Consider the following 20,173-nt stretch of genomic DNA (forward strand, 5'->3'; position numbering starts at 1 on the left):
CCCGGTAGTCAGGGACCGGTTGTCACGGACGCGCCTTGTTGTCCCGGCGCACCAGTCCCAGTAGGGCCATACCTATGAGCATCACGCCAAGCGCGGTCAGCAGCGCAGACATGACGTCCAGGCCGGTGTAGGCCAATCCGGCTGCGCCGAGAGCTGCACCGGAAGCGGGTAGGGCGGTGTTCATTCCGTACATTGTTAGTTGATTTCCTCTGCTGTGTATTGCGCTTCCCAGCGGTCTATCCGCCGCCGGGTGATCTTTGTGGTCAGGACTGCGCACCAGGAGGCCAGGAACCAGCCAGACCGCAGCCACATAAACAATTCCTGAGGGAAGAACAGGGCTGCCATCAGGACGTCCTTCCAGTCGCGGTGCGGAATCCGAAGCGCCCGTTTGATGTCCAGCGCCACGAACAGGATTGGCACCAGCCACCAGAACAGGACGAAGTGAAACACTCCCAACGTGAGAGATAGGACCATCACGGCAATCCACAGGAGCTTCAGGAACACGCCCAGCAGACCCATGGCCTGTTGGCCCCAGTCGCGTAGGGTCAGCCGGTTGATTCCGAGGTCCAGCAGGTCTTCCACGGTGCCCACCTGCCATTTCATCCGCTGGCCCCACAATGCTTTGACTGTCTTCATCGAGTCGGTGTAGGCACGGACATCCGGGGATACCTGGCAGATGTAGCCCAGTTCGCGGATGCGATAAGTCAGTTCGAAGTCCTCTACCTGCGAGGTGTAGACCCACGGCCCTTCACGGTCGTCCCGGGCCGCGATCTGCCGAAGGACGGCGTTATTGATGGCGCAGCCGGTTCCTGCCAGGACGCTGGTCCGGCCCCGTCTCAGGGCCGTATCGGTCCAGGTGGCGAATTCAGCCTTCTGCAGCCGGCTCAGAAATCCGGGGTCCTGCATCGTGAATTTCGACGACGAGCCACCGAGGAGCGCGCCCTTTTCGGCGCTGAACTCCCGGGACCAGGCTTCGACGGCGTTCGGCGGCAGGACCGTATCCGCGTCCAGGCAGATGACCACGTCGGCGTCGTGGGCATACTTTGTCCAGGCCCGGTTCAGGGCTTCGGATTTGCGGTGCTGCAATCGGGGAAGCTCCATGGTGGTCACCGGATACTTCCGCGCTTCCCAGGCAGTCGCATCGGTGCAACCGTTGGGGATGACCACGATGAGGTCCGCGGGACGGGACTGGAGCATCAGGCCATCGAGGGTTGCCCCGATCGAGCCGGCCTCGTTGTAAGCGGGCACCAGCACCACCACGCGCAGGCCAAGTGATGCGGGGATAGGCTGGTCAGGATCGGAAGCGACGCGGGCCGCCCGCCTGGTGGGATGAACAGCGGATGGGCGCATCACGTGGGCCGGGGGCAGGGACAGGACAGTGTCCATGGCGGCCTCCTCGGGTGGGTTTTGCAGACCCCAGCGGCCCGCAAATCCATCCTGCAGGCGCCTTCTCAGATTTGGCCCCCGGATACCGTCAAGGTTGCATCAATTACCACGTCCGCAGAGGGCGAAGCAACGAAATTTGTCTGGTCGGCCACACTATTGCCCACGTAGCGGCATAATGACCTAAACTGCTTCACTGAGGTGCCTGAAATGGTGCCGTGCAGCGACGAAAGTGAACATGCCATGGCTACCGATTACGACGCTCCACGCAAGACTGACGACGAGGCATCTGCCGAGTCGCTGGAAGCCCTGCAGGCATCCCGCAGCGGCAATGCCCAGACCGCAGTCATCGACGTCGAGGAGACCGATACCGCCGAAGGCATCGACCTGCCCGGAGCCGATCTCTCCGGCGAAGAACTGACCGTCATTGTTGTTCCTGAACAGTCCGATGAATTCACCTGCGCATCATGCTTCCTGGTACGGCACCGGTCACAGGTTGCGCGCGAAAAGAACGGCCTGAAGTACTGCATCGAGTGCGAGGGCTGAACGCCCGACGGCGGCACTGTTGTGGGGTGTGCCGGCGTCGTTATTATGCATAACGGCAGGGTGCAGAAACGGCGTTAATAGCGTTTCGATGGCCCCGAAAAGTGCTGCAGAATTACGCCCGCGTGACCGGAACCGAGGCCGGCTAACGGTTCCGCGCCGAAGCGGCAACAACCCTTGGTGAGGGGCCCCGGAGACTCCTACGCTTGAGCTACCTAATCACTCGAAGGGTGGCCCACAATGAAAAAGATTCATACGTGGCTGACAGTCATATTGATGGCTGTTGGATTGGGTTTCCTGGCTCCGGGGCCCGCCTCGGCAACCACATCCTATTGCGGGCTCGTCTGGGGATCGCTGGCCGAATCAGACCCGGCCATGAGCACCGCATCCGTCACCAACGTCAGGACGGGGCAGCACTACTGCTTCGACCGGATGGTGGTTGACCTCAACGGCCCAGTGGCCGGCTACACGGTCCAGTACGTTCCGGCCGTGGTCCAGGACGGTTCAGGTTTTGAAATCCCGCTGCTTGGCTCGGCATTCCTCCAGGTAACTGTGAACGCGCCGTCCTACGACAGCAACGGCAACGTCACCTACAGCCCGGCGGCAAAGGCCGAACTGTCCGACGTGTCGGGATACCAGACCTTCCGGCAGGTTGCCTACGCGGGCAGCTTTGAGGGCTACACCAGCATCGGACTGGGCGTTCGTGCCCGGCTCCCGTTCCGGGTGTTCACCCTGGACGGCCCCGGATCCGGATCGCGCCTGGTGGTGGATGTGGCGCACTTCTGGTGACCCACGGTTCGCTGCTGAACCGCAGTTGAGACAAGATCAGGAAAACCAAAGAACGGCGCCCTGCTCCGGAGACTTTCCGGACAGGGCGCCGTTCTGTGGACGGTGGGTGGCACAACTACTCAGGGACCACCAGCGCAGGGGTGTCCCGGCGGATGGTTTCGCCGCGGAAGAACCCAGGGGCGAGGCGTGCCATGATCACCATCAGCACCGCCCCGAGCGCCAGGATCCCGATGCCCAGGACAAACACCAGCCCAACCCCGAAGACCTCGGAGCCGCTGCCGAACTCCGGCGCCCAACTGTCAACAGCTGTCTGCAGGAAAACCACAAACAGGCCGACGCCGCCCAGCACCGGGCAGAGCAGCCGCAGCACGAAGTTGCGCACGCTGCTGAACATGCTGTTCCGGAAGTACCAGGCGCAGGCGATGGCGGTCAGGCCGTAATAGAAGCAGATCATCAGGCCCAGCGCCAGGATGGTGTCGTTGAGGACGTTCTCGCTGATGACGTGCATGATGGCGTAGAACCCGGCGGACAGGACGCCCGCCGCCACTGTTGCGAAGCCCGGCGTCGAGAAGCGCTTGCTGATGTGGCTGAACGGCGCGGGCAGCGCACCATAGTGGGCCATGGCCAGCAGGCTCCGCGACGGCGACGTGAACGTGGACTGCAGGGACGCGGCCGAACTGGACAGCACGGCGAGCGACATCAGGATGGCGAACGGCCCCATGATGGGTGACGCAAGCGCCGTGAAGAGGTTCTCGTGGTTCTCAGGGTTGTTCAGCCCCACCCCCGTGTCTCCGACGCCGGCGAACATCATGGTGGCGATGCTCACCAGCAGGTAGATCCCCAGGACAACGACGGCGGTCAGCGTGCCGGCGAGGCCCGCGGTCTTTTTGCCGTTGGCGGTTTCCTCATTCACCGTCAGGCACACGTCCCAGCCCCAGTAGACAAAGATCGACAGTGAAATTCCGGCGGCGATCTGCCCGAACGTCTCGATCCTGGTGACGTCGAACCACTCCCAGCTGAACGGGATGGCCGTTTCCGACGTGGACCAGTTCGCGAACGCCATGCCCACAAAAAGTCCCAGGACCAGCAGCTGGAATCCGACGAGTCCGTACTGGACCAGCTTGGTGGTGTGCAGGCCGCGGTAGCTCACCCACACGGCGAGGGCCACAAAAACGAAGCACGTCAAAACGTTCAACGGCTTATTGGCCGCGAGGTCCGCGAGTTCAGGCGCCCCCGTCAGCTGCGACAGGAACAGATAGAAGAAGTCCACCGCCACGCCCGCCAGGTTGGACAGGACGATGATGTTGGCCGCGAGCAGTCCCCAGCCGCCCATCCAGCCCACCCACGGGCCAAACGCTTTGGTGACCCAGGTGAACGTGGTGCCGCTGTCCGGGGAATCGGCGTTCAGTTCCCGGTAGGCGAGCGACACCAGGATCATGGGGATGAACCCGATCAGGAAAATGACGGGCAGCTGGAGCCCCGCCTCATTCACTGTGGGGCCGAGGGCGCTGGTCAGCGTGTACGCGGGCGCGATGGTGGAAATGCCAAGAACGACGACGGCGAGGAGGCCCAGCTGCCCGCCCTTCAGTCCTTTGGCGGTGATGCCGTGCGCCGAGCCTGCCGTGTCGGTCCCGGAAGGCTGGCCCGCGGGGGTGTTCGTGCGGATGGTTTGGGTCATGGTCCAGCGCTTTCTACGAGGCAGCAGGCTGCTGTTGGGTGATGCAGTGGATGCCGCCGCCGCGGGCGAAGAGCTCACGGGCGTCAATGCCGACCACCCGCCGGCCCGGGTAGGCCTCCGCCAGGATCTGCAGCGCCTTGTCATCGTTGGGATCCCCGAAAGTACAGGCGATGACGCCGCCGTTGACCACGACGTGGTTGATGTAGCTGTAGTCGACAAAACCCTCGTCATCCCAGAGCACTTCCGGGGCCGGGACTTCGACGATGGTCCACTCCCGGCCGGCCGCGTCCTTCGTGGTGCGGAGGTGATCGATGATGTCGCGGCTCACCTGGAAGTCCGGGTGGCGGGGGTCCTGCTGGGAGTGCACCAGCAGGGTGCCGGGGGAGGGAATGGCGGCGACGATGTCCACGTGACCGCGCGTGCCGAACCGTTCCGAGTCCCTGGCCAGTCCGCGGGGGAGCCAGACCACGTGGGTGGCCCCGATGGTCCGGGCAAGCTCGGCTTCGACGTCGGCCCGGCTGAGTCCCGGGTTGCGGCCCGGATCCAGCTGCACGGTCTCGGTCACCAGCACCGTTCCCTGGCCGTCAACCTGGATGCCGCCGCCTTCGTTGACCAGCGCGGACACAAGATGCCTGGCGCCGGCGCGGCCGGAGACTTCACCGGCGATCAGCGCGTCCTTGTCCCAACTGGCCCAGTCCTGTGCACCCCAGCCATTAAAGACCCAGTCGACGGCGCCGAGGCTTCCGTCCTGGTCCAACACGAAGGTGGGCCCGATGTCCCGCATCCACGCATCGTTGAGCGGGGCGGCAAGTACCTCGACGTTCGGGTGCAGATAGCGGGCGGCGATGCCGACGTCGTCGGGGTCCACCACCACGGTGACCGGCTCGAATTCGACGGCGGCGTTTGCCACCGCTGCCCAGATGGAACGGGCAGCGTGGGCAGCCTCCTCCGTCTCGCCCAGCGTGTAGCCGCCAGTGGGAAAGGCCATCCAGAGCCGCTCCTGCGGCGCGGTTTCGGCGGGCATGCGCCACGTGCTCATGCGGTCACCCCGGTGTCTACTGCCGACGTCGGGAACCCGGCCTCTTCGCCGCCGAGCGGTTGGTCGCGGCGCACCGGTTCGGTGAGCCGGCCGTAGGTGTCGGGGCGGCGGGTGGCCAGGAAGGGGAAGAGTGTGAGCCAGTCCCGGCGCTGGTCCAGGTCGAGGTCTGCCACCAGCACTGCGGAGGCGTCGCGCGGGGCCTGCACGAGAACGCGGCCGTACGGATCGGAGATAAAGGAGGAGCCGTAGAAGTTCAACGTTCCCTCGCTGCCCCAGCGGTTGGGGGCGATCATAAAGAGGCCGTTGGCGATGCCGTTGCCCACAATGACCTGCTGCCACAGCGGCCGGGTGTCGAAATCCGGGTGGTCCGGCTCGGAGCCGATGGCGGTGGGGTAGACCAGGATCTCAGCGCCGCCGAGGGAGTAAAGCCGGGCCACTTCCGGGAACCATTCGTCCCAGCAGGTGGGCATGCCCAGCCGGGCGCCGCCCAGTTCTGCCGGCGCGTGGACTTCGTAGGCATCCGCGGCCGCGGGACCCTGGCGGAAGAACTTGTCTTCGTAGTAGCCGGCGGTGACCGGGATGTGGAGCTTGTGCGTGCGGGCGAGCAGGTCACCTTCAGCCGACACCAAGATGGCGGTGTTCAGCCCCAAGCCGTCGTCCGTGCCGTCCGGGTTGGGCGCCTGCTGGTACAGCGAGGCATGGACAGCCACCCCGTGGCGGCGGGCCGATTCGGCGGCAAAGCGGAAGGTGGGTCCGGTGAGCAGGTCTTCAGCTGTGTCCGACGGCCGGGGCCGCACGGCGCCGGGCTGGGCCGCGCCGTGCCGCACCGATCCGTGCCGGGGCGTGTCATTTTCGGGGCAGGTGTCCGCGGGGTAGCGCGAGAGGGTGAGCTCGGGCAGGAATACCACCGAGGCACCAAGCCGGGCGGCCCGGCCGATTCCTTCATCGAGTTCGGCCTGCAGGACGGCAGTGTCTGCACGCCAGCGGTGCTGCACGACGCCCACCCGAAGGGCAGGGCGATCGGACGGCGTTGTCCGGGCCAGGGAGGCGGGTGAGTCGAGGCAGGAAATTTCAATCATGGGCTTACTTCCAGTGAGACGACCGTCACTAAATGAATGACGTTCATTTAGTATGAGGGGTGGACGGCTTTCGCGCAATGGTTTAAATGAATCCCATTCTTTTGTGACGCTCCGGCCGGCTTAGTAAGCTCACTGAGAAAATTTGCTTCCGGCCCGGCGCGATCGATCCTGTGGCTGATAGCGTCGGGACTACTGGACCAATCGAGGAGGATTCATGAAAGCTTCACCGACCCTGACCAACAATCTGCAGGCCGTACTTGCGGACCTGATTGAGCTGCACATCCAGGGCAAGCAGGCCCACTGGAACATTGTGGGGACCAACTTCCGGGACCTTCACCTGCAGCTGGACGAAATCGTGGATGCCGCCCGGCAGTTCGCGGATGATCTGGCCGAGCGGATGCGCGCCCTCCACGCCCTGCCGGACGGCCGCAGCGCAACGGTGGCAAAGTCCACCAGCCTGGCCCAGTTCCCTGAGGGCCTCATCAACACCAAGGACGCCATCGAGCGGATCGTTGCTGCGCTTGAGGCTGCCGTGGGCACCATGCGCAAGGTCCATGACGAAGTGGATGAAGAGGATCCCACCACCGCGGACCTGCTCCACGAATTCATCGCCAAGCTGGAACAGTATGCGTGGATGGTGAACGCCGAGACCCTGAAGGCCTCCGCCAGCGTCACCGCCCCTGACGCCAAGTAGGACCCGGCCGATAGTGAGGCCACAAGCGCCCGGCGCCGGAATGACTTCCGACCCCGGGCGCTTTTTGTGCGCTCGCCGGCTTGCGGGCGGCGGGTGCCCTAGTCCGCCGTCGGAACTTTCCGGAGTACGACGGCGGCGAGGACTGCCGCACTCGCCATCAGTACCAGCGCAATTGCCGCAGTGGTGTGGACGCCCGAATCAAACGCCAGGCGAGCTGCACCGCGGAGCGCTTCAGCCAGCGGCGCAGGCAGGCTGGTGGCCAGCTCCACTGCCCCTGCCAAAGTTTCGCCGGCCTGGTGCACGGCAGTGCCTGACGCCGTTTCCTCCACCCCGGCCGGCAGCACGAGATTTCGCTGGTAGGAAGCGGTCAGGATAGAGCCCAGCACTGCAGTCCCCAACAGGGACCCCACCTCATAGCCCGTCTCCGAAATGGCGGCCGCCGCTCCTGACTTCTCAGCTGGTACGGACCCCAGGATGAGGTCATTGGAAATGGTCTCCGCCGTGCCCACCCCCAGGGCGAGGATCAGGAGCGCGGCCAGCAGGAGGGCCGGGCCGGAGCCGTGATCACCAAAGACTGCGATTCCGTAGCCGGTGGCACTCAGCGCCAGGCCACCCGCCACCACAAAGCCCGGACGCACTTTCCGGACCAGCGGCACCACTGCCAGGCCGGCCAGCACCGTGGCCACCAGGGCCGGGATCATTGCTATTCCGGCGGCCGACGGTGTCATCCCGTCCAGGAGTTGCAGGTGCTGTGCGAGGAAGAGAATGAAGCCGTTGAAGGAAAACAGTGCCAGCACGTTTGCCGTGATGGCGGTGCTGAACACCCGGTTGCCGAACAGGGACATGTCCAGCAGGGGGCTGGCCAGCCGCTGCTGGCGGCGAACAAAGACGACCCCCATGGCCAGGCCAAAGACAACAAGCCCCAACGGAGCGGCCCCGAAACCTTCGGTCGCCAGTTCCTTGATGCCATACACAACAGGCACCATAACCAGCAGGGACAGGGCGATGCTGGGCACGTCCACCCGTCCGGGCCGCGGATCCTTTGATTCCGGGATGAACGCGGGACCAAACGCCAGCAGGGGCAGCATGATGGGCACGGCGACCAGCAGGATGGCGCCCCACCAGAACTGCTCCACCAGCCAGCCGCCAAAGATGGGACCCAGGGCGGCGCCGCCGGAGAAGCCGGCTGCCCAAATGGCTATGGCCAGCCGGCGCCGGTTCGGGTCCGGAAAAATGTTGCGGATCAGCGACAGGGTTGAGGGCATCAGCATGGCGCCGAAGAATCCCAGCGACGCCCGTCCGGCTATCAGCCACTCCGCGCTGGGGGCAAAGGCTGTTGCTGCTGAGACCGCGGCGAATCCAACGCTGCCGGTCAGCAGCAGCCGTCGGCGCCCGATCCGGTCACCCAGGCTGCCCATGGCAACCAGCAATCCGGCGAGCACCAGGGGATAGGCGTCCACAATCCACAGCAACTGGACTCCGGTCGTTTCCAAGCTGCTCGCGATGGCCGGAAGCGCAAACGTCAGCGCAGTGTTGTCCACCGCAACCAGGAGCACCGGAAACATCAGCAGGGCCAGCGCGAGCCAGTCGCGCCAGGGCGCCTTGGCGGGCCCTGACGGCTGGACCTCGGCTGCGGACGCGGAGGTGCTTGGGGTGGTCTGGTTGAACTGTGCGGACAACGTCATGCTAATAACTATACCGTCCAGACGGTATAGTTAAGAAACGGGACCCGGAGCGTGCATGATTGAAGCCATGGCCAGAAATCCCGTCGCACGCGATGCAGTCCTTGATGCTTTTGAAGAACTCCTGATCGATGTGGGGGAGCGGGCTGCCACATTGGACGCCGTGGCCAAACGGGCCGGCGTGTCCAAAGGTGGATTGCTCTACCATTTCCCCAACAAGGAAGCGCTGATCGCTGCGGTACTGGAACGGTTGGACCGCCTGGCCGTCGAGGATCTGGCGCTGATGGCGGCAGCAGCCGATGGTGCAGCCACCTACTTCATCCGTTCCTCGGTCTGGTCCGATTCGCCGATGGACCGCTCCTTCGTGGCCGCCACTCGGCTGGCCGAAGTGGCCCATGAAGAGGCCCGGCGCCGCTTTGCCGCCATCCAGCAGCAGTGGTTGGACCTGATCGCGGCCGACGTCGGCCCGGCCATGGCGAAAGCCGTGCTGTATATGGGGGACGGGTTGTATTTCAACGCCATGTGGGAAAGCGGCACCACCGGGGACGGCCGGGTCCGCCATGGAGACATCGAGGAGCTTCTTGCCGCCGTGGAGCGGCTGCGGGACTGAACCCCGGAGACCTCATTTGCCCGGTGGCGCGGGGCGTAGGAGAATTGGACCTCGTGGCGGTCATCTGTGGCCGGCACGAAATCTGAATATGCCTTTGATCTGCGGCGGGAGAGTTCTGTTAGTAGGTACAACAGGCGCCGTAGGAGCAAATCCTCCCCAGGAATCTCTCAGGCCCACGTACCGCCGCGGCCAGGCAACTCTGGAAAGTGGCAGGCCGTCCGCCTGAAATATCCCGGATCACTCCGGAATGTCAGGACCGCTGTGCCCGCCGACGGTGCAAGCGCCAGCTTTGCGGAAGCAGGCTGCGCGGAACCCTCAGGTCCCAGACAGAGCGGGGAGGAACCCGAGTCGATGTGGCGTACCTTGCGCCGCCTTAGTAATGGAGTTCCTTGTGAGTGTTAATTCGGCCTCGGCCACTTTCGTTGACCGGCATATTGGCGCCCGCCGCCAGGCCGATATCGACTCCATGCTCAAGGCTGTCGGCTACGGCACGGTGGACGCACTGGTGGACGTTGCCGTCCCCGACTCCATCCGGCAGGCCAAGCCGCTGGCCCTCAAGGACGCCCTGAGCGAGGTTGAGGTTCTTGCGGAGCTGCGGAAGCTGGCGGCGAAGAACAAGACGGCTGTGCAGATGATCGGCCAGGGCTACTACGACACCGTCACTCCCGCGGTGATCCGCCGGAACATCCTCGAGGCCCCGGCCTGGTACACCGCTTACACCCCGTACCAGCCGGAAATTTCCCAGGGCCGGCTCGAGGCTTTGCTGAACTTCCAGACCATGGTCCAGGACCTCGTGGGCCTCCCCATCGCGAACGCCTCCCTGCTGGATGAAGCCACCGCCGTGGCCGAGGCCGTGCTGATGATGCGCCGGGCAAATAAGAACAAGGAGGCCCGGGACGGCAAGACCGTCCTGGATGCTGACTGCCTGCCACAGACCATCGCCATCGTCAAGGGCCGCGCCGAGGCGCTCGGGTTCGAGGTGGAGGTCGCTGACCTCTCCGCCGGCCTGCCCGAGGGTGTTATCAACGGCATCGTGCTGCAGCAGCCGGGCGTGTCCGGCCGGGTCTTCAACCACGCCGAGGTCATCGCAGCCGCCAAGGAACGCGGTGCGCTCGTCACGGTCGCGGCTGACCTGTTGGCGCTGACGCTCATCACCCCTCCCGGGGAGCAGGGCGCGGATATCGCCGTCGGCTCCACCCAGCGTTTCGGGGTGCCGTTGTTCTTCGGCGGCCCGCACGCGGCCTACATGGCCGTGGCGAAGGGGTTGGAGCGGTCCATGCCGGGCCGTCTTGTCGGGGTGTCCAAGGACGACGCCGGGACTCCCGCGTACCGTTTGGCGCTGCAGACGCGTGAGCAGCACATCCGCCGTGAGAAGGCCACGTCCAATATCTGCACAGCGCAGGCGCTGCTGGCCATCGTCTCCTCCTTCTACGCCGTTTACCACGGCCCCGACGGCCTCAAGGCAATCGCCGAGCGCGTCCACCGCCACGCTGCAGTCATCGCCGCATCGCTGAAGGCGGCCGGCCTGGATGTACTGCACACAACCTTCTTTGATACCGTCACGGTTTCCGTGCCCGGCAAGGCCTCGGCTCTTGTTGCCGCAGCCGAAGCCAAAGGCATCAACCTGCGCCACATCGACGGCGACACCATCGGCGTCTCGGCCGACGAAACCACAACCCCGGCCATCGTCGCCGGTGTCCTGGAAGTCTTCGGCGCCGACGTGGTGGACTTGGCCGCCGGCACAGACACCGAGTTCGCACTGGATACCGCCGTGCTCCGCACCTCCGAGTACTTGCAGCATCCGGTGTTCAACACGCATCGTTCCGAGACCCAGTTGCTGCGTTACATCCGCAGGCTGAGTGACCGGGACCTGGCGCTGGATCGGACCATGATCCCGTTGGGTTCGTGCACCATGAAGCTGAACGCCACCGCGGAGATGGAAGCCATTTCCTGGCCGGAGTTCGCCTCGATCCACCCGTTCGCCCCGGATTCCCAGACGGTGGGCTGGCGCGAGCTCATTGGCGGGTTGGAGTCTGACCTCGCGGAAATCACCGGCTACGATCAGGTGTCCCTGCAGCCGAACGCGGGCTCCCAGGGTGAGCTCGCGGGCCTGCTGGCGATCCGTGGCTATCACCTCTCCCGGGGCGATGACCAGCGCACGGTCTGCCTGATCCCGGCCTCGGCGCACGGCACCAATGCCGCCTCGGCCGTCCTGGCGGGCATGAAGGTGGTTGTGGTGGCCACGGCACCGGACGGCAGCATTGACCATGCGGACCTGAACGCCAAGATCGAGGCCCACCAGGATGTCCTCTCGGCCATCATGATCACCTACCCTTCCACCCACGGCGTGTACGACGCCGATGTCACTGAGATCTGTGACGCCGTGCATGCGGCGGGCGGCCAGGTTTACGTGGACGGCGCCAACCTGAATGCGCTTGTGGGTCTGGCGCAGCCGGGCAAGTTCGGCGGCGACGTCTCGCACCTGAACCTGCACAAGACCTTCTGCATCCCGCATGGCGGCGGCGGCCCGGGTGTTGGCCCGGTCGCAGCCAAGGCGCACCTGGCACCGTTTATGCCCGGTGATGCCAACAAGGCAGCCCACGAGTCCGGCTCCGCCGGATCAACAGGCGTGGCCATCAGCGCGTCCAACTACGGCTCCGCCGGTGTCCTGCCGATCTCCTGGGCGTATGTGAAGCTGATGGGCGCCGAGGGCCTGACCGAGGCGACGAAGTCGGCGCTGCTCGCGGCGAACTACGTTGCGGCACGGCTGAACGAGTACTTCCCGGTGCTGTACACGGGCGAGGGTGGTCTGGTGGCGCACGAGTGCATCCTGGACCTGCGTGAGCTGACGGCGAAGACCGGCGTGACCGCCGAGGATGTGGCCAAGCGCCTGATCGACTACGGTTTCCACGCCCCCACCCTGGCGTTCCCGGTTGCGGGCACGCTGATGGTGGAACCCACCGAGTCCGAGGACCTGGTGGAGATCGACCGGTTCATCGATGCGATGATCACCATCCGCAAGGAAATCGACCAGGTCGCCAACGGTGACTTCACCGTGGAGAACAGCCCGCTGCGCCACGCACCCCACACCGCGTCCGCCGTCGTATCCTCCGACTGGACCCGGGAGTACCCGCGTGAGCAGGCCGCCTTCCCCCTCGCCTCACTCAAGCAGGACAAGTACTTCCCGCCCGTCGGCCGCATCGACGGCGCCGCCGGGGACCGCAACCTCATCTGCTCCTGCCCGCCCATCGAGGAATTCGCGAACTAGAGTCAGGGCCCGGACCCGGCAAGCCGGAGTTTTCACGCGTGCTGCGCCCCACCGGCACCCTAGCCTCGCAAGCTCGGCCAGGGGACCCTGCCGGTGTGGGCCCAGAGGATGCCGGGGACCTACCGCCCTGACCGGAGGCTTTAGACTTGTGGCTACATGTCCGCACGTAGCCACGAGTACAGAACCGCGCACGAAACCCTGAGATTGGACACGGCCGCCTTGCGAGAATTCACCGCCCGCTTTGCCACAGCGGAGGAAATTGAGAACTGGGACAAGCACGTCACGGCCAACCCGAACGGCGGCAACATGCTGCAGTCCGCCGCCTACGCGTCCGTGAAGAACGGCAGCGGCTGGACCGCCCGCTTCCTGGTCCTGGAATCTGCCGGGACCGCCAGCTACAACCTGGTGCTGGAGAAGAAATTCCCCGTGCTGGGCCGCCTGTGGTACCTGATCAAGGGCCCCGACCTGGGTGCCGTCGAGGACCTCAAGCCGGTGTTGGACGCGTGCGCTGCGTTCGCCCGAAGCCGGAAGCTCAATGTCTTCACCATCAAGATTGAACCTGACATCACATCCACCCCGGAAGCCCGGGCGCAGCTTGCCGCCGCCGGCCTGGTGAAGACTCCGAACATCCAATCCAATGACTCCACCGCGCTGCTGGACATCGCAGCCCCGGAGAACCAGGTGTTCCGGTTCATCTCCTCCCGCGCCCGCAACGCGATCCGCCGGGCGGAACGCGAAGGCTGCGCAGTGGTGCAACCGGAGCCGAGTCCGGAAACGTACCGGGCGCTGTATGACCTGATGGCTGACACCGTGAACGCCAAGGGCTCCATGCCGTTGCGCAGCCTCGATTACTACACACGGTTCTGGGACGAATTCTGCAACCGCGGCCAAGGCAGCTTCTTTTTTGTTTATGAAGAAGGCAAACCCAGTGTGGGCGCCTTTGTGATCAACTACGGATCCAAGGCGACTTACAAGGACGGTGGCTCCACCCAGAACAGGAAGCAATACGGCGATTCGCACCTGGTCCAGTGGCAGGCCATCCGGAGAATGCAGGAACTCGGCTGTACCGAGTATGACTTCTGCGGCACACCGCCTTCCGCCCTGATCAAGGACAAGACCCACCACCTGTATGGCATGGGCATGTTCAAGACCAGCTTCACCAAGACGGTCACGGATTTCGTCGGCTGCTACGACTACGTGCTGTCACCCGTCAGGCACGCCCTGTGGCTCAGGGGCGCGGAACGGATCTTCCGCCGGCTCGAAACCGCACGTACCGGCCAGCAGTTCTACTGACAGACCACCACCAGCTACGCACACCATCCACACCACGAACGCCCGCGCATGCCCCACGGCAGCGCAGCCATAGATGAGGTTACTTCTGTGAATCCAACCAAGGCCGGAGCCGGGCTCGAGCTCAGCGTCCTCAGCGATGCAGAGTTTGAGGCCTTCTCGCTCAAGCACGCGCAAAACAACTTCATCCAGTCCGCTGACTTCACCCGCTTCCAGCGCGCCCGCGGCCAGGTGGTGGAACTGTTCGGTGTCAGGCGCGACGGCGAACTGGTCGCCGCCGGGAAGCTGAACTACACCACCAACCGCTGGGGCTACAAGGTGTGCGAGTGCGCCAAGGGCCCCCTCCTGGACTACGCGGACGCCGCCCTGGTGCGTGACGTCGTCGGGCTCCTCAAGGAACGTGCCGCGGAACGCAAGGCTGCCGAACTGCGGATTTCCCCGAACCTGACCTACATCGCCCGCGACGCCGACGGCGCCGAACACCCCGAGATCGTGGACAACAGGCCGCTCGTGGCGGAACTGGCGGCCCTGGGTCTTGAACACCAGGGCTCGGAGATGAACTTCGCCAACGTGAACTGGATGTTCATCAAGCAGCTCGACGGCATTAACGACGCCGAGGAGCTCATCATGGGCACCAGCTACCGGACCCGGAAGGCCATCCGGAAGGCCGAAAAGAACGGCGTGTTCCTGGAGCAGGCCACCTTGGAGACCCTTGACGAGTTCTACGACGCGCTGAGCACCGCGGGAGACGAAAAGGGCTTCTTCTACCGGGAACGCGAATACTACGAACAGCTCTTGCGGACCACCTCCGGCGAGTTCACCAAACTCATGATGGCCAAGATCGACATCCCCGAGTACCGGAAGTCCATCACCGAGCGCCTGGAAGCGGAATCAGCGTCCGCCGCCGAACTCCGCCGTGAAGTGGAGGAGACCGGCAGCAAAAAGAAGGCCAACCGGCTCAAGGTGGTCCAGGACCTCGTGGACAGCTACGAGCGCAGCCTCAAGGACATCGAGCGCTTCCCGGACTCGGTAGGAGTGGCAACGGTGGCCGCCATCCACTTCGTCTGCTTCGGTGACGAGGTGGTTTGCGTCATTGGTGGCACGAAGCAGGACTACATCTACTTCAACGGCGCCACCTCGCTGTACTGGGGGATGCTGCTGCACGCCCTGGACAAGGGCTACTCGCGCTACAACTTCTACGGCACCTTCGGCATCCAGGGGCAGGACGAGGAAGGCCATGGCGGTTACGAGTTCAAGAAGGGCTTCGGCGGCGACGTGGTCCAACTGCTGGGGGACTTCGTGATGCCTGTGCGGCCTGTAGCCTTCCAGACCAATCGCCTGGTCCGTGCTGCCACCGCCGCAGCCCGCACTCTGCTGGGCAAACTGCCGCTGAAACGTCCGGCCTAACACCAAACCACGAAGTGCAAGAGAGGGTCAGCACCAAGGTGACCGATCGACCTGAAAACCCACGGAGCAGGCCTCCCACCAGCGGCTTGCCCAAAACAGAGCCGCTTACGGCGTCCCAGCTCCGCCAGGACGCTGCGGCCAAGAAGATGCTGCGGCGACTGGTCCGGGGGGAGAACCCTCCGACGGCGCCGATGAGCATTGTGGACAGGCTCGCCGGAAGCCCCTACGCCAACCCCATGATCCAGGTGAGCGGCGTGGACACTTCCGCACGCAAGACCCTGGACTTTGCCCTTCACCTGGCCGAGACCATGTTCCGGTACGGGGCAGGCGCCTTGGAGGTGGAGACGAGCATCATTGCCGTTACCGCGGCGCTGGGGCTGAAAAACATCGAAGTGGACATCACCAACCAGTCGGTGGGCATCAACTACGCGCCCAAGGACCAGACGCCCATCGCGCTGCTTCGCGTGGTGCGGTCATGGACAAACAACTATGCCGGGCTGGCCAAGGTACACAGGCTGGTGACGGACATCGTGGCCGGAGGAGTGGGCCGCGATGAGGCGATCCGCCGGCTGGACGAGGCCATCACCAGTCCCAAACCGTTTCCACGCTGGATGGTCACCGTAGCCTTCGGCGTGTTCGCGGCAGTCTTTGTGGGCGTGCTCGGTGGAGGGCCGGTCTCCTCGGGCATCGCCTTCGTGGCCAACATCGGAATCAGCCTGCTCGCCCGCCAGTTGGGCCGATGGCGGGTTCCGGACTTCTTTACGACGGCGGCATGCGCCTTCGCTGTCACGCTCTCCGCGTTGCTGTTGTGGCGCTTTCACCTCACCAATGCGCCGGCGATTGTGGTGGTGGGAGGCATCCTCCTGCTCCTGCCCACCGGACGCCTCGTCTCCTCGGTCCAGGACGCCATCAACGGCTTCCCCGTGACCGCCGCGGGCCGGTTCCTGTCCACGTTGCTGACATTCGGCGCGATTGTGGCCGGGATCGCGGTGGCCTTTGTGATGGGTTCCATGACCGGGATGGAGCCGATTAGCGTCACGGAGACGTTCCCGCCTGCCTACGACCTCTGGGTCCTGGTGGTCTTTATCGCCGTCGCAGTGATGGCCATCGGCATAACGGAACAGACCTCGTGGGAGCTGCTGCTGCCTACCGCGGGCGTGGGCGTGGTGGGCTATTTTGTGCTGCTGGGTGCCGGGTCCCTCGGCGTCGGTGACCGGTTCTCCCCGGCGCTCGCCGCGGTCGTCATTGGGCTGCTGGCGCGGGTGGTGGCGCTGAAGATGGGCGCTCCCCAGCTGGTGGTGGCCGTCCCGGCGGCCCTGATCCTGCTGCCCGGGCTGACCATTTTCCGGTCCATGTATGTGCTGACTATCGAGGAAGCCGATGTCCTCCTCGGCGCTGGCGGCATGCTCAACGCCGGCGCGATAGTCCTGGGAACAGCGGCCGGCATTGTCCTCGGCGACACCCTGGCCCGGCCGTTGACGCGCAGCCTGGCCAGCAACGAGCGGCGGCGCGCCCGCCGGCGCTAGCTAGCGCCGGCGTCGGAATATCCCGGTCAGATCTTCCATGCTCAGATCTTCCCTGCTCAGATCTTTCCCACGGGGAGTTTCTTCTCGGCCTGGAAGTCGTCCTCCACCCGGCCCTGGGCCCAGTAGCCGGACAGCGAAACCTGGCTCCGTTCAAGGCCGCGCTGGACAAAAAGCACGTCCCGCAGGCCCTTCATGTAGCCCCTCTCACCGTGGGCGAAAACGTCGACCCGCCCAGCGGGCCACTCGGCGCCAGCCACCGCTGAGACCAGGAGGTCCCCGACGCCGGCCGGCGCGCCGTTGCGGCGCAGCCAGGTCACCTGAACCCCCGCCGGGGACGCGACGGGCTGGATGTCGGCGTCGCTGTCGACCTCGATAAATGCCAGGCCGGCCGCTTCAGCCGGCAACGATTCAATGGCGGCGGCGATCGCCGGAAGCGCGGCTTCATCACCGGCAAAGAGGTACCAGTCAGCGTCGGGCGCCGGGTTGTAGGCACCGCCCGGCCCGGTGAAGGTGAAGGTGTCGCCGGGCCTGGCAGCAGCCGCCCACGGACCGGCCAGCCCCTCGTCACCGTGGATCACAAAGTCGATGGCGAGTTCCTGCGCCTCGAGGTCCACCCAGCGGACCGTGTACGTGCGGGTGAAGGGCCACTGCTCGCGGGGCATGGTTTCGCGGATGGTCCACAGGTCCAACGGCCGGGCATAGTCAACGCCGGGCTGCGGGAAGACAATCTTGACGTAGCGGTCCACGAAACTGTTGTTCACGTAGGCGGCAAAACCCTTGCCGCCGGCCACGATCCTGACCATGTGGGGCGAGAGTTCTTCCCGCCGAATGACCGTGAGATCGATCTGCGGACGTGTATTTTTTGTGGCGCTGGTGGCGGCCGGAACGGTGCTCATAAGGTAACCCTAAGCTAAGGGACCGGAGGGAGTTCCCACGTTACGCCAAGGCAGCCCTGGTCCTGCAGCAGCCGGTTGATGGTGCTGAAGGGGTGGGAGCCGAAGAATCCGCGCGACGCCGACAACGGGCTGGGGTGGGCGCTGGACACGACCGCCGTTTCGGACAGAAGGGGCCGGACACTCTCCGCGTCCCTGCCCCACAGCACCGCCACCAACGGCGCCGGCCCGCCGTCGGACGTGCGCCGGCCGGCCACGGCGGTGACTGCCGCCGTCGTGATGGCCTCCCAGCCTTTGCCCCGGTGGGAGCCGGCAGCCCCGGCGCGTACGCTCATGACCCGGTTCAGCAGCAGAACCCCTTGGCCGGCCCAGGCAGACAGGTCGCCGTGGACGCGTGCGGGAAGGCCAAGATCGGCCTCCAGCTCGCGGTAGATATTCGCCAGGCTCCGCGGGATGGGCCGGGTCCGCCCGTCAACGGCGAAGGACAGGCCAATCGCATGGCCCGGCGTCGGGTAGGGGTCCTGGCCCACTACCAGGACCTTGACGCCGGCCAGCGGCTGCCGGAAGGCGCGCAGAACGTTCGACGGCGCCGGCAGCACCTGGTGGCCCGCGGCAACTTCGGTGGCCAGGAAATTTAGGACGTCGCGCAGCTCAGCTTCAACCGGCCTCAGCGCCTCCGCCCAGTCAGCCGCCATCAGCTCACTGAGCGGCAAAGCGGCCATCTGTGCAAAGCCAACGTCCTCCGCCGGGTTCGCCGTCAGTTCGAACAGCGCGTCAGAATCAAACACGCTCCCATTCTCGCAGGGTTACCGGCCACTGCAGCCGGGCCGTAAATGACATGGGTGTTATTCACGCCGTAACATGGGGAAGAGATTTTGAAACCCAACCGGTGATTCAGCAAGACCAGCGAAGGGGTGTGCCGTGGCGGAACCTGCTCGGGAGTACGTGCCGGAGCCAGAGGAGCGCAGCTCTTTGCTGGCGGATTTTACGCTCCGTGACTCAGCTTTGATCGAGCGCGACCAGCAGATGCTGGCACTGGAGCGGCAGTGGTGGAAGTACGCGGGGGCCAAGGAACAGGCCATCAGGGAGCTGTTCGATCTGTCCGCGACCCACTACTACCAGCTGCTCAACGCCCTCATTGACACCGAGGCCGCACTGTCCCACGACCCCATGCTGGTTAAGAGATTGCGTAGACTACGTACGTCGCGTCACCGGGCACGCACTGCACGACGCCTGGGTTCCGACGCCTGACCAAGCTCGTGCTGAGCCATCAGCAGCAATCAACAAGGACGTCTCCCACCATGACCAAATACGCTCGGGATGAATTCGACAAGGTTCCGGAGTCCGCCTCGCGGCAGGGCGTCCACCGTGCGGCCTCGGCGCCTGCCCGCCGCAAGCTGTGGCCCATCCTTGCTGTGGGGATTGTGGCATTGGCCATCGGAGTGGTGTCCTTCCTGATCCTCCCCAAGCTCGGGTTCCAGGCCGGCAGCGAAGCCTCCACCAGCCTGGAATCAACAGCAGCGCCCGAGGCAAGCGCGGCTCCGTCAGTCACCGCTGAATCTTCCGCGGACCCGGAGCCCTCTAAGAGCCCGGACGCCGAGCCCAGCGCTTCGCCCAGTAACGTTCCCTCCGCGGCTGTGCTGGACAAGACCCGGGGCGTTGCCATCTACAACGCGGCCGGTACGGCCGGGCTCGCCGGACGCATCAGCTCGATGGTCCAGGCCGATGGCTGGACGCTGGGCCAGGTGGGAAACTGGGGCGGCGCTCCGCAGCAGACATCCGCAATCTTCTATGCAGGCCCGGCGCAGAAAGCCAACGCAGAAGCAGTGTCCAAACTCCTGAACATTCCCACGCTGGTAGAGACTCAGGAATTCCAGGTGCCCTTGGTTGTTGTCCTGGGGCCGGGCTACCAGTAGTGCCTCGCCATCACGCCTGAATAACTTTTGGGCACCGGAGCGGCCGTGTGGCTCGGCCCGCCGGATGGCTTGTCGCTAGAGTGATTTCAGGCTTCGGTCCGTAACAAGCGGCACACTTCCGACGGGGACCGACGGCACGACGGAAAAGAGCGGACATCATGGCATTGGGAACGGTTAAGTGGTTCAACGCCGAAAAGGGCTACGGCTTTATTACGGTGGACGGCTCCGGGGATGATGTCTTTGTGCACTGGTCGGCCATTGAGGGCGAAGGCTACCGGGCCCTCGATGAAGGCCAGCGCGTCGAGCTTGAGGTTGGCGAAGGCGAGAAAGGCCCCCAGGCAGAAAACGTCCGGCCCGCTCAGTGATCTTCCGCAGC

Annotated in this window: 19 protein-coding genes and 1 riboswitch; of the genes, 11 read left to right on the forward strand and 8 right to left on the reverse strand. The window is 64.9% G+C overall.

Annotation, left to right across the window (positions count from 1 at the left end):
- Positions 1-22: 22 nt before the first annotated feature.
- Entirely contained in the window at positions 23-184 is a 162-nt protein-coding gene (locus tag ACZY1F_RS04145) for a hypothetical protein (RefSeq protein ID WP_463940416.1), read from the reverse strand.
- A gap of 11 nt (positions 185-195) precedes the next feature.
- Positions 196-1,386 (reverse strand): glycosyltransferase family 2 protein, encoded by a 1,191-nt coding sequence (locus tag ACZY1F_RS04150; RefSeq protein ID WP_463940417.1) that lies wholly within the window; start codon positions 1,384-1,386, stop codon positions 196-198.
- A 240-nt stretch (positions 1,387-1,626) separates the two neighbouring features.
- Here ACZY1F_RS04150 and ACZY1F_RS04155 point away from each other — a divergent pair, with 240 nt between their 5' ends.
- Together ACZY1F_RS04155 and ACZY1F_RS04160 are read left to right on the forward strand one after the other, a co-directional pair.
- Positions 1,627-1,929 (forward strand): DUF4193 domain-containing protein, encoded by a 303-nt coding sequence (locus ACZY1F_RS04155; RefSeq protein ID WP_463940418.1) that lies wholly within the window; start codon positions 1,627-1,629, stop codon positions 1,927-1,929.
- A 237-nt stretch (positions 1,930-2,166) separates the two neighbouring features.
- Positions 2,167-2,715 (forward strand): AMIN-like domain-containing (lipo)protein, encoded by a 549-nt coding sequence (locus ACZY1F_RS04160; protein ID WP_463940419.1) that lies wholly within the window; start codon positions 2,167-2,169, stop codon positions 2,713-2,715.
- A 115-nt stretch (positions 2,716-2,830) separates the two neighbouring features.
- Here ACZY1F_RS04160 and ACZY1F_RS04165 read toward each other — a convergent pair whose 3' ends face one another.
- From ACZY1F_RS04165 to ACZY1F_RS04175, 3 genes are read right to left on the reverse strand one after another with little or no spacing between them, the layout of a single operon-like run.
- Positions 2,831-4,393 (reverse strand): APC family permease, encoded by a 1,563-nt coding sequence (locus ACZY1F_RS04165; protein WP_463940420.1) that lies wholly within the window; start codon positions 4,391-4,393, stop codon positions 2,831-2,833.
- 13 nt (positions 4,394-4,406) lie between these two features.
- Positions 4,407-5,432, reverse strand: coding sequence for an agmatine deiminase family protein (locus ACZY1F_RS04170; RefSeq protein WP_463940421.1), 1,026 nt, complete (start codon positions 5,430-5,432; stop codon positions 4,407-4,409).
- The gene (locus tag ACZY1F_RS04175; protein ID WP_463940422.1) at positions 5,429-6,511 is read right to left on the reverse strand and encodes a nitrilase-related carbon-nitrogen hydrolase; all 1,083 of its coding nucleotides are present in this window, start codon (positions 6,509-6,511) and stop codon (positions 5,429-5,431) included. Before ACZY1F_RS04175 ends, ACZY1F_RS04170 begins: the two co-directional genes overlap by 4 nt.
- Positions 6,512-6,725: 214 nt before the next feature.
- Between ACZY1F_RS04175 and ACZY1F_RS04180 the strand changes: the two genes are divergently transcribed.
- Complete coding sequence (locus tag ACZY1F_RS04180) at positions 6,726-7,205, forward strand: Dps family protein (RefSeq protein ID WP_463940423.1); 480 nt, start codon at positions 6,726-6,728, stop codon at positions 7,203-7,205.
- A gap of 98 nt (positions 7,206-7,303) precedes the next feature.
- Here the strand turns inward: ACZY1F_RS04180 and ACZY1F_RS04185 are convergent, their stop codons facing one another.
- Positions 7,304-8,890: an MFS transporter gene (locus ACZY1F_RS04185; protein WP_463940424.1), complete on the reverse strand. Its 1,587-nt coding sequence runs from the start codon at positions 8,888-8,890 to the stop codon at positions 7,304-7,306.
- Positions 8,891-8,957: 67 nt separating this feature from the next.
- On the opposite strand from ACZY1F_RS04185, the gene ACZY1F_RS04190 reads away from it, so the two are divergent.
- From ACZY1F_RS04190 to ACZY1F_RS04210, 5 genes are all read left to right on the forward strand, one after another.
- Positions 8,958-9,497 (forward strand): TetR/AcrR family transcriptional regulator, encoded by a 540-nt coding sequence (locus ACZY1F_RS04190; protein ID WP_463940425.1) that lies wholly within the window; start codon positions 8,958-8,960, stop codon positions 9,495-9,497.
- Positions 9,498-9,592: 95 nt separating this feature from the next.
- Positions 9,593-9,690, forward strand: a riboswitch (glycine riboswitch).
- A 198-nt stretch (positions 9,691-9,888) separates the two neighbouring features.
- On the forward strand, positions 9,889-12,765 hold the full coding sequence (gcvP, locus tag ACZY1F_RS04195; RefSeq protein WP_463940426.1) for an aminomethyl-transferring glycine dehydrogenase: 2,877 nt from the start codon (positions 9,889-9,891) through the stop codon (positions 12,763-12,765).
- A 156-nt stretch (positions 12,766-12,921) separates the two neighbouring features.
- Positions 12,922-14,058: a lipid II:glycine glycyltransferase FemX gene (locus tag ACZY1F_RS04200; RefSeq protein WP_463940427.1), complete on the forward strand. Its 1,137-nt coding sequence runs from the start codon at positions 12,922-12,924 to the stop codon at positions 14,056-14,058.
- Between the two features lie 87 nt (positions 14,059-14,145).
- The gene (locus tag ACZY1F_RS04205) at positions 14,146-15,462 is read left to right on the forward strand and encodes a peptidoglycan bridge formation glycyltransferase FemA/FemB family protein (RefSeq protein ID WP_463940428.1); all 1,317 of its coding nucleotides are present in this window, start codon (positions 14,146-14,148) and stop codon (positions 15,460-15,462) included.
- 38 nt (positions 15,463-15,500) lie between these two features.
- Complete coding sequence (locus tag ACZY1F_RS04210) at positions 15,501-16,988, forward strand: threonine/serine exporter family protein (protein WP_463940429.1); 1,488 nt, start codon at positions 15,501-15,503, stop codon at positions 16,986-16,988.
- A 56-nt stretch (positions 16,989-17,044) separates the two neighbouring features.
- Here the strand turns inward: ACZY1F_RS04210 and ACZY1F_RS04215 are convergent, their stop codons facing one another.
- Together ACZY1F_RS04215 and ACZY1F_RS04220 are read right to left on the reverse strand one after the other, a co-directional pair.
- Positions 17,045-17,884: a siderophore-interacting protein gene (locus tag ACZY1F_RS04215; RefSeq protein ID WP_463940430.1), complete on the reverse strand. Its 840-nt coding sequence runs from the start codon at positions 17,882-17,884 to the stop codon at positions 17,045-17,047.
- A gap of 14 nt (positions 17,885-17,898) precedes the next feature.
- Positions 17,899-18,669 carry a uracil-DNA glycosylase gene (locus ACZY1F_RS04220; protein WP_463940432.1) on the reverse strand — a complete coding sequence of 257 codons (771 nt, stop codon included), beginning with the start codon at positions 18,667-18,669 and terminating at the stop codon, positions 17,899-17,901.
- A gap of 133 nt (positions 18,670-18,802) precedes the next feature.
- Here ACZY1F_RS04220 and ACZY1F_RS04225 point away from each other — a divergent pair, with 133 nt between their 5' ends.
- From ACZY1F_RS04225 to ACZY1F_RS04235, 3 genes are all read left to right on the forward strand, one after another.
- Positions 18,803-19,132 (forward strand): DUF3263 domain-containing protein, encoded by a 330-nt coding sequence (locus tag ACZY1F_RS04225; protein ID WP_463940434.1) that lies wholly within the window; start codon positions 18,803-18,805, stop codon positions 19,130-19,132.
- Positions 19,133-19,182: 50 nt separating this feature from the next.
- On the forward strand, positions 19,183-19,797 hold the full coding sequence (locus tag ACZY1F_RS04230; RefSeq protein WP_463940435.1) for a LytR C-terminal domain-containing protein: 615 nt from the start codon (positions 19,183-19,185) through the stop codon (positions 19,795-19,797).
- A 158-nt stretch (positions 19,798-19,955) separates the two neighbouring features.
- Positions 19,956-20,162, forward strand: coding sequence for a cold-shock protein (locus tag ACZY1F_RS04235; RefSeq protein ID WP_141139551.1), 207 nt, complete (start codon positions 19,956-19,958; stop codon positions 20,160-20,162).
- Positions 20,163-20,173 lie beyond the last annotated feature (11 nt).

This window comes from Pseudarthrobacter xylosi (genome assembly GCF_055412765.1).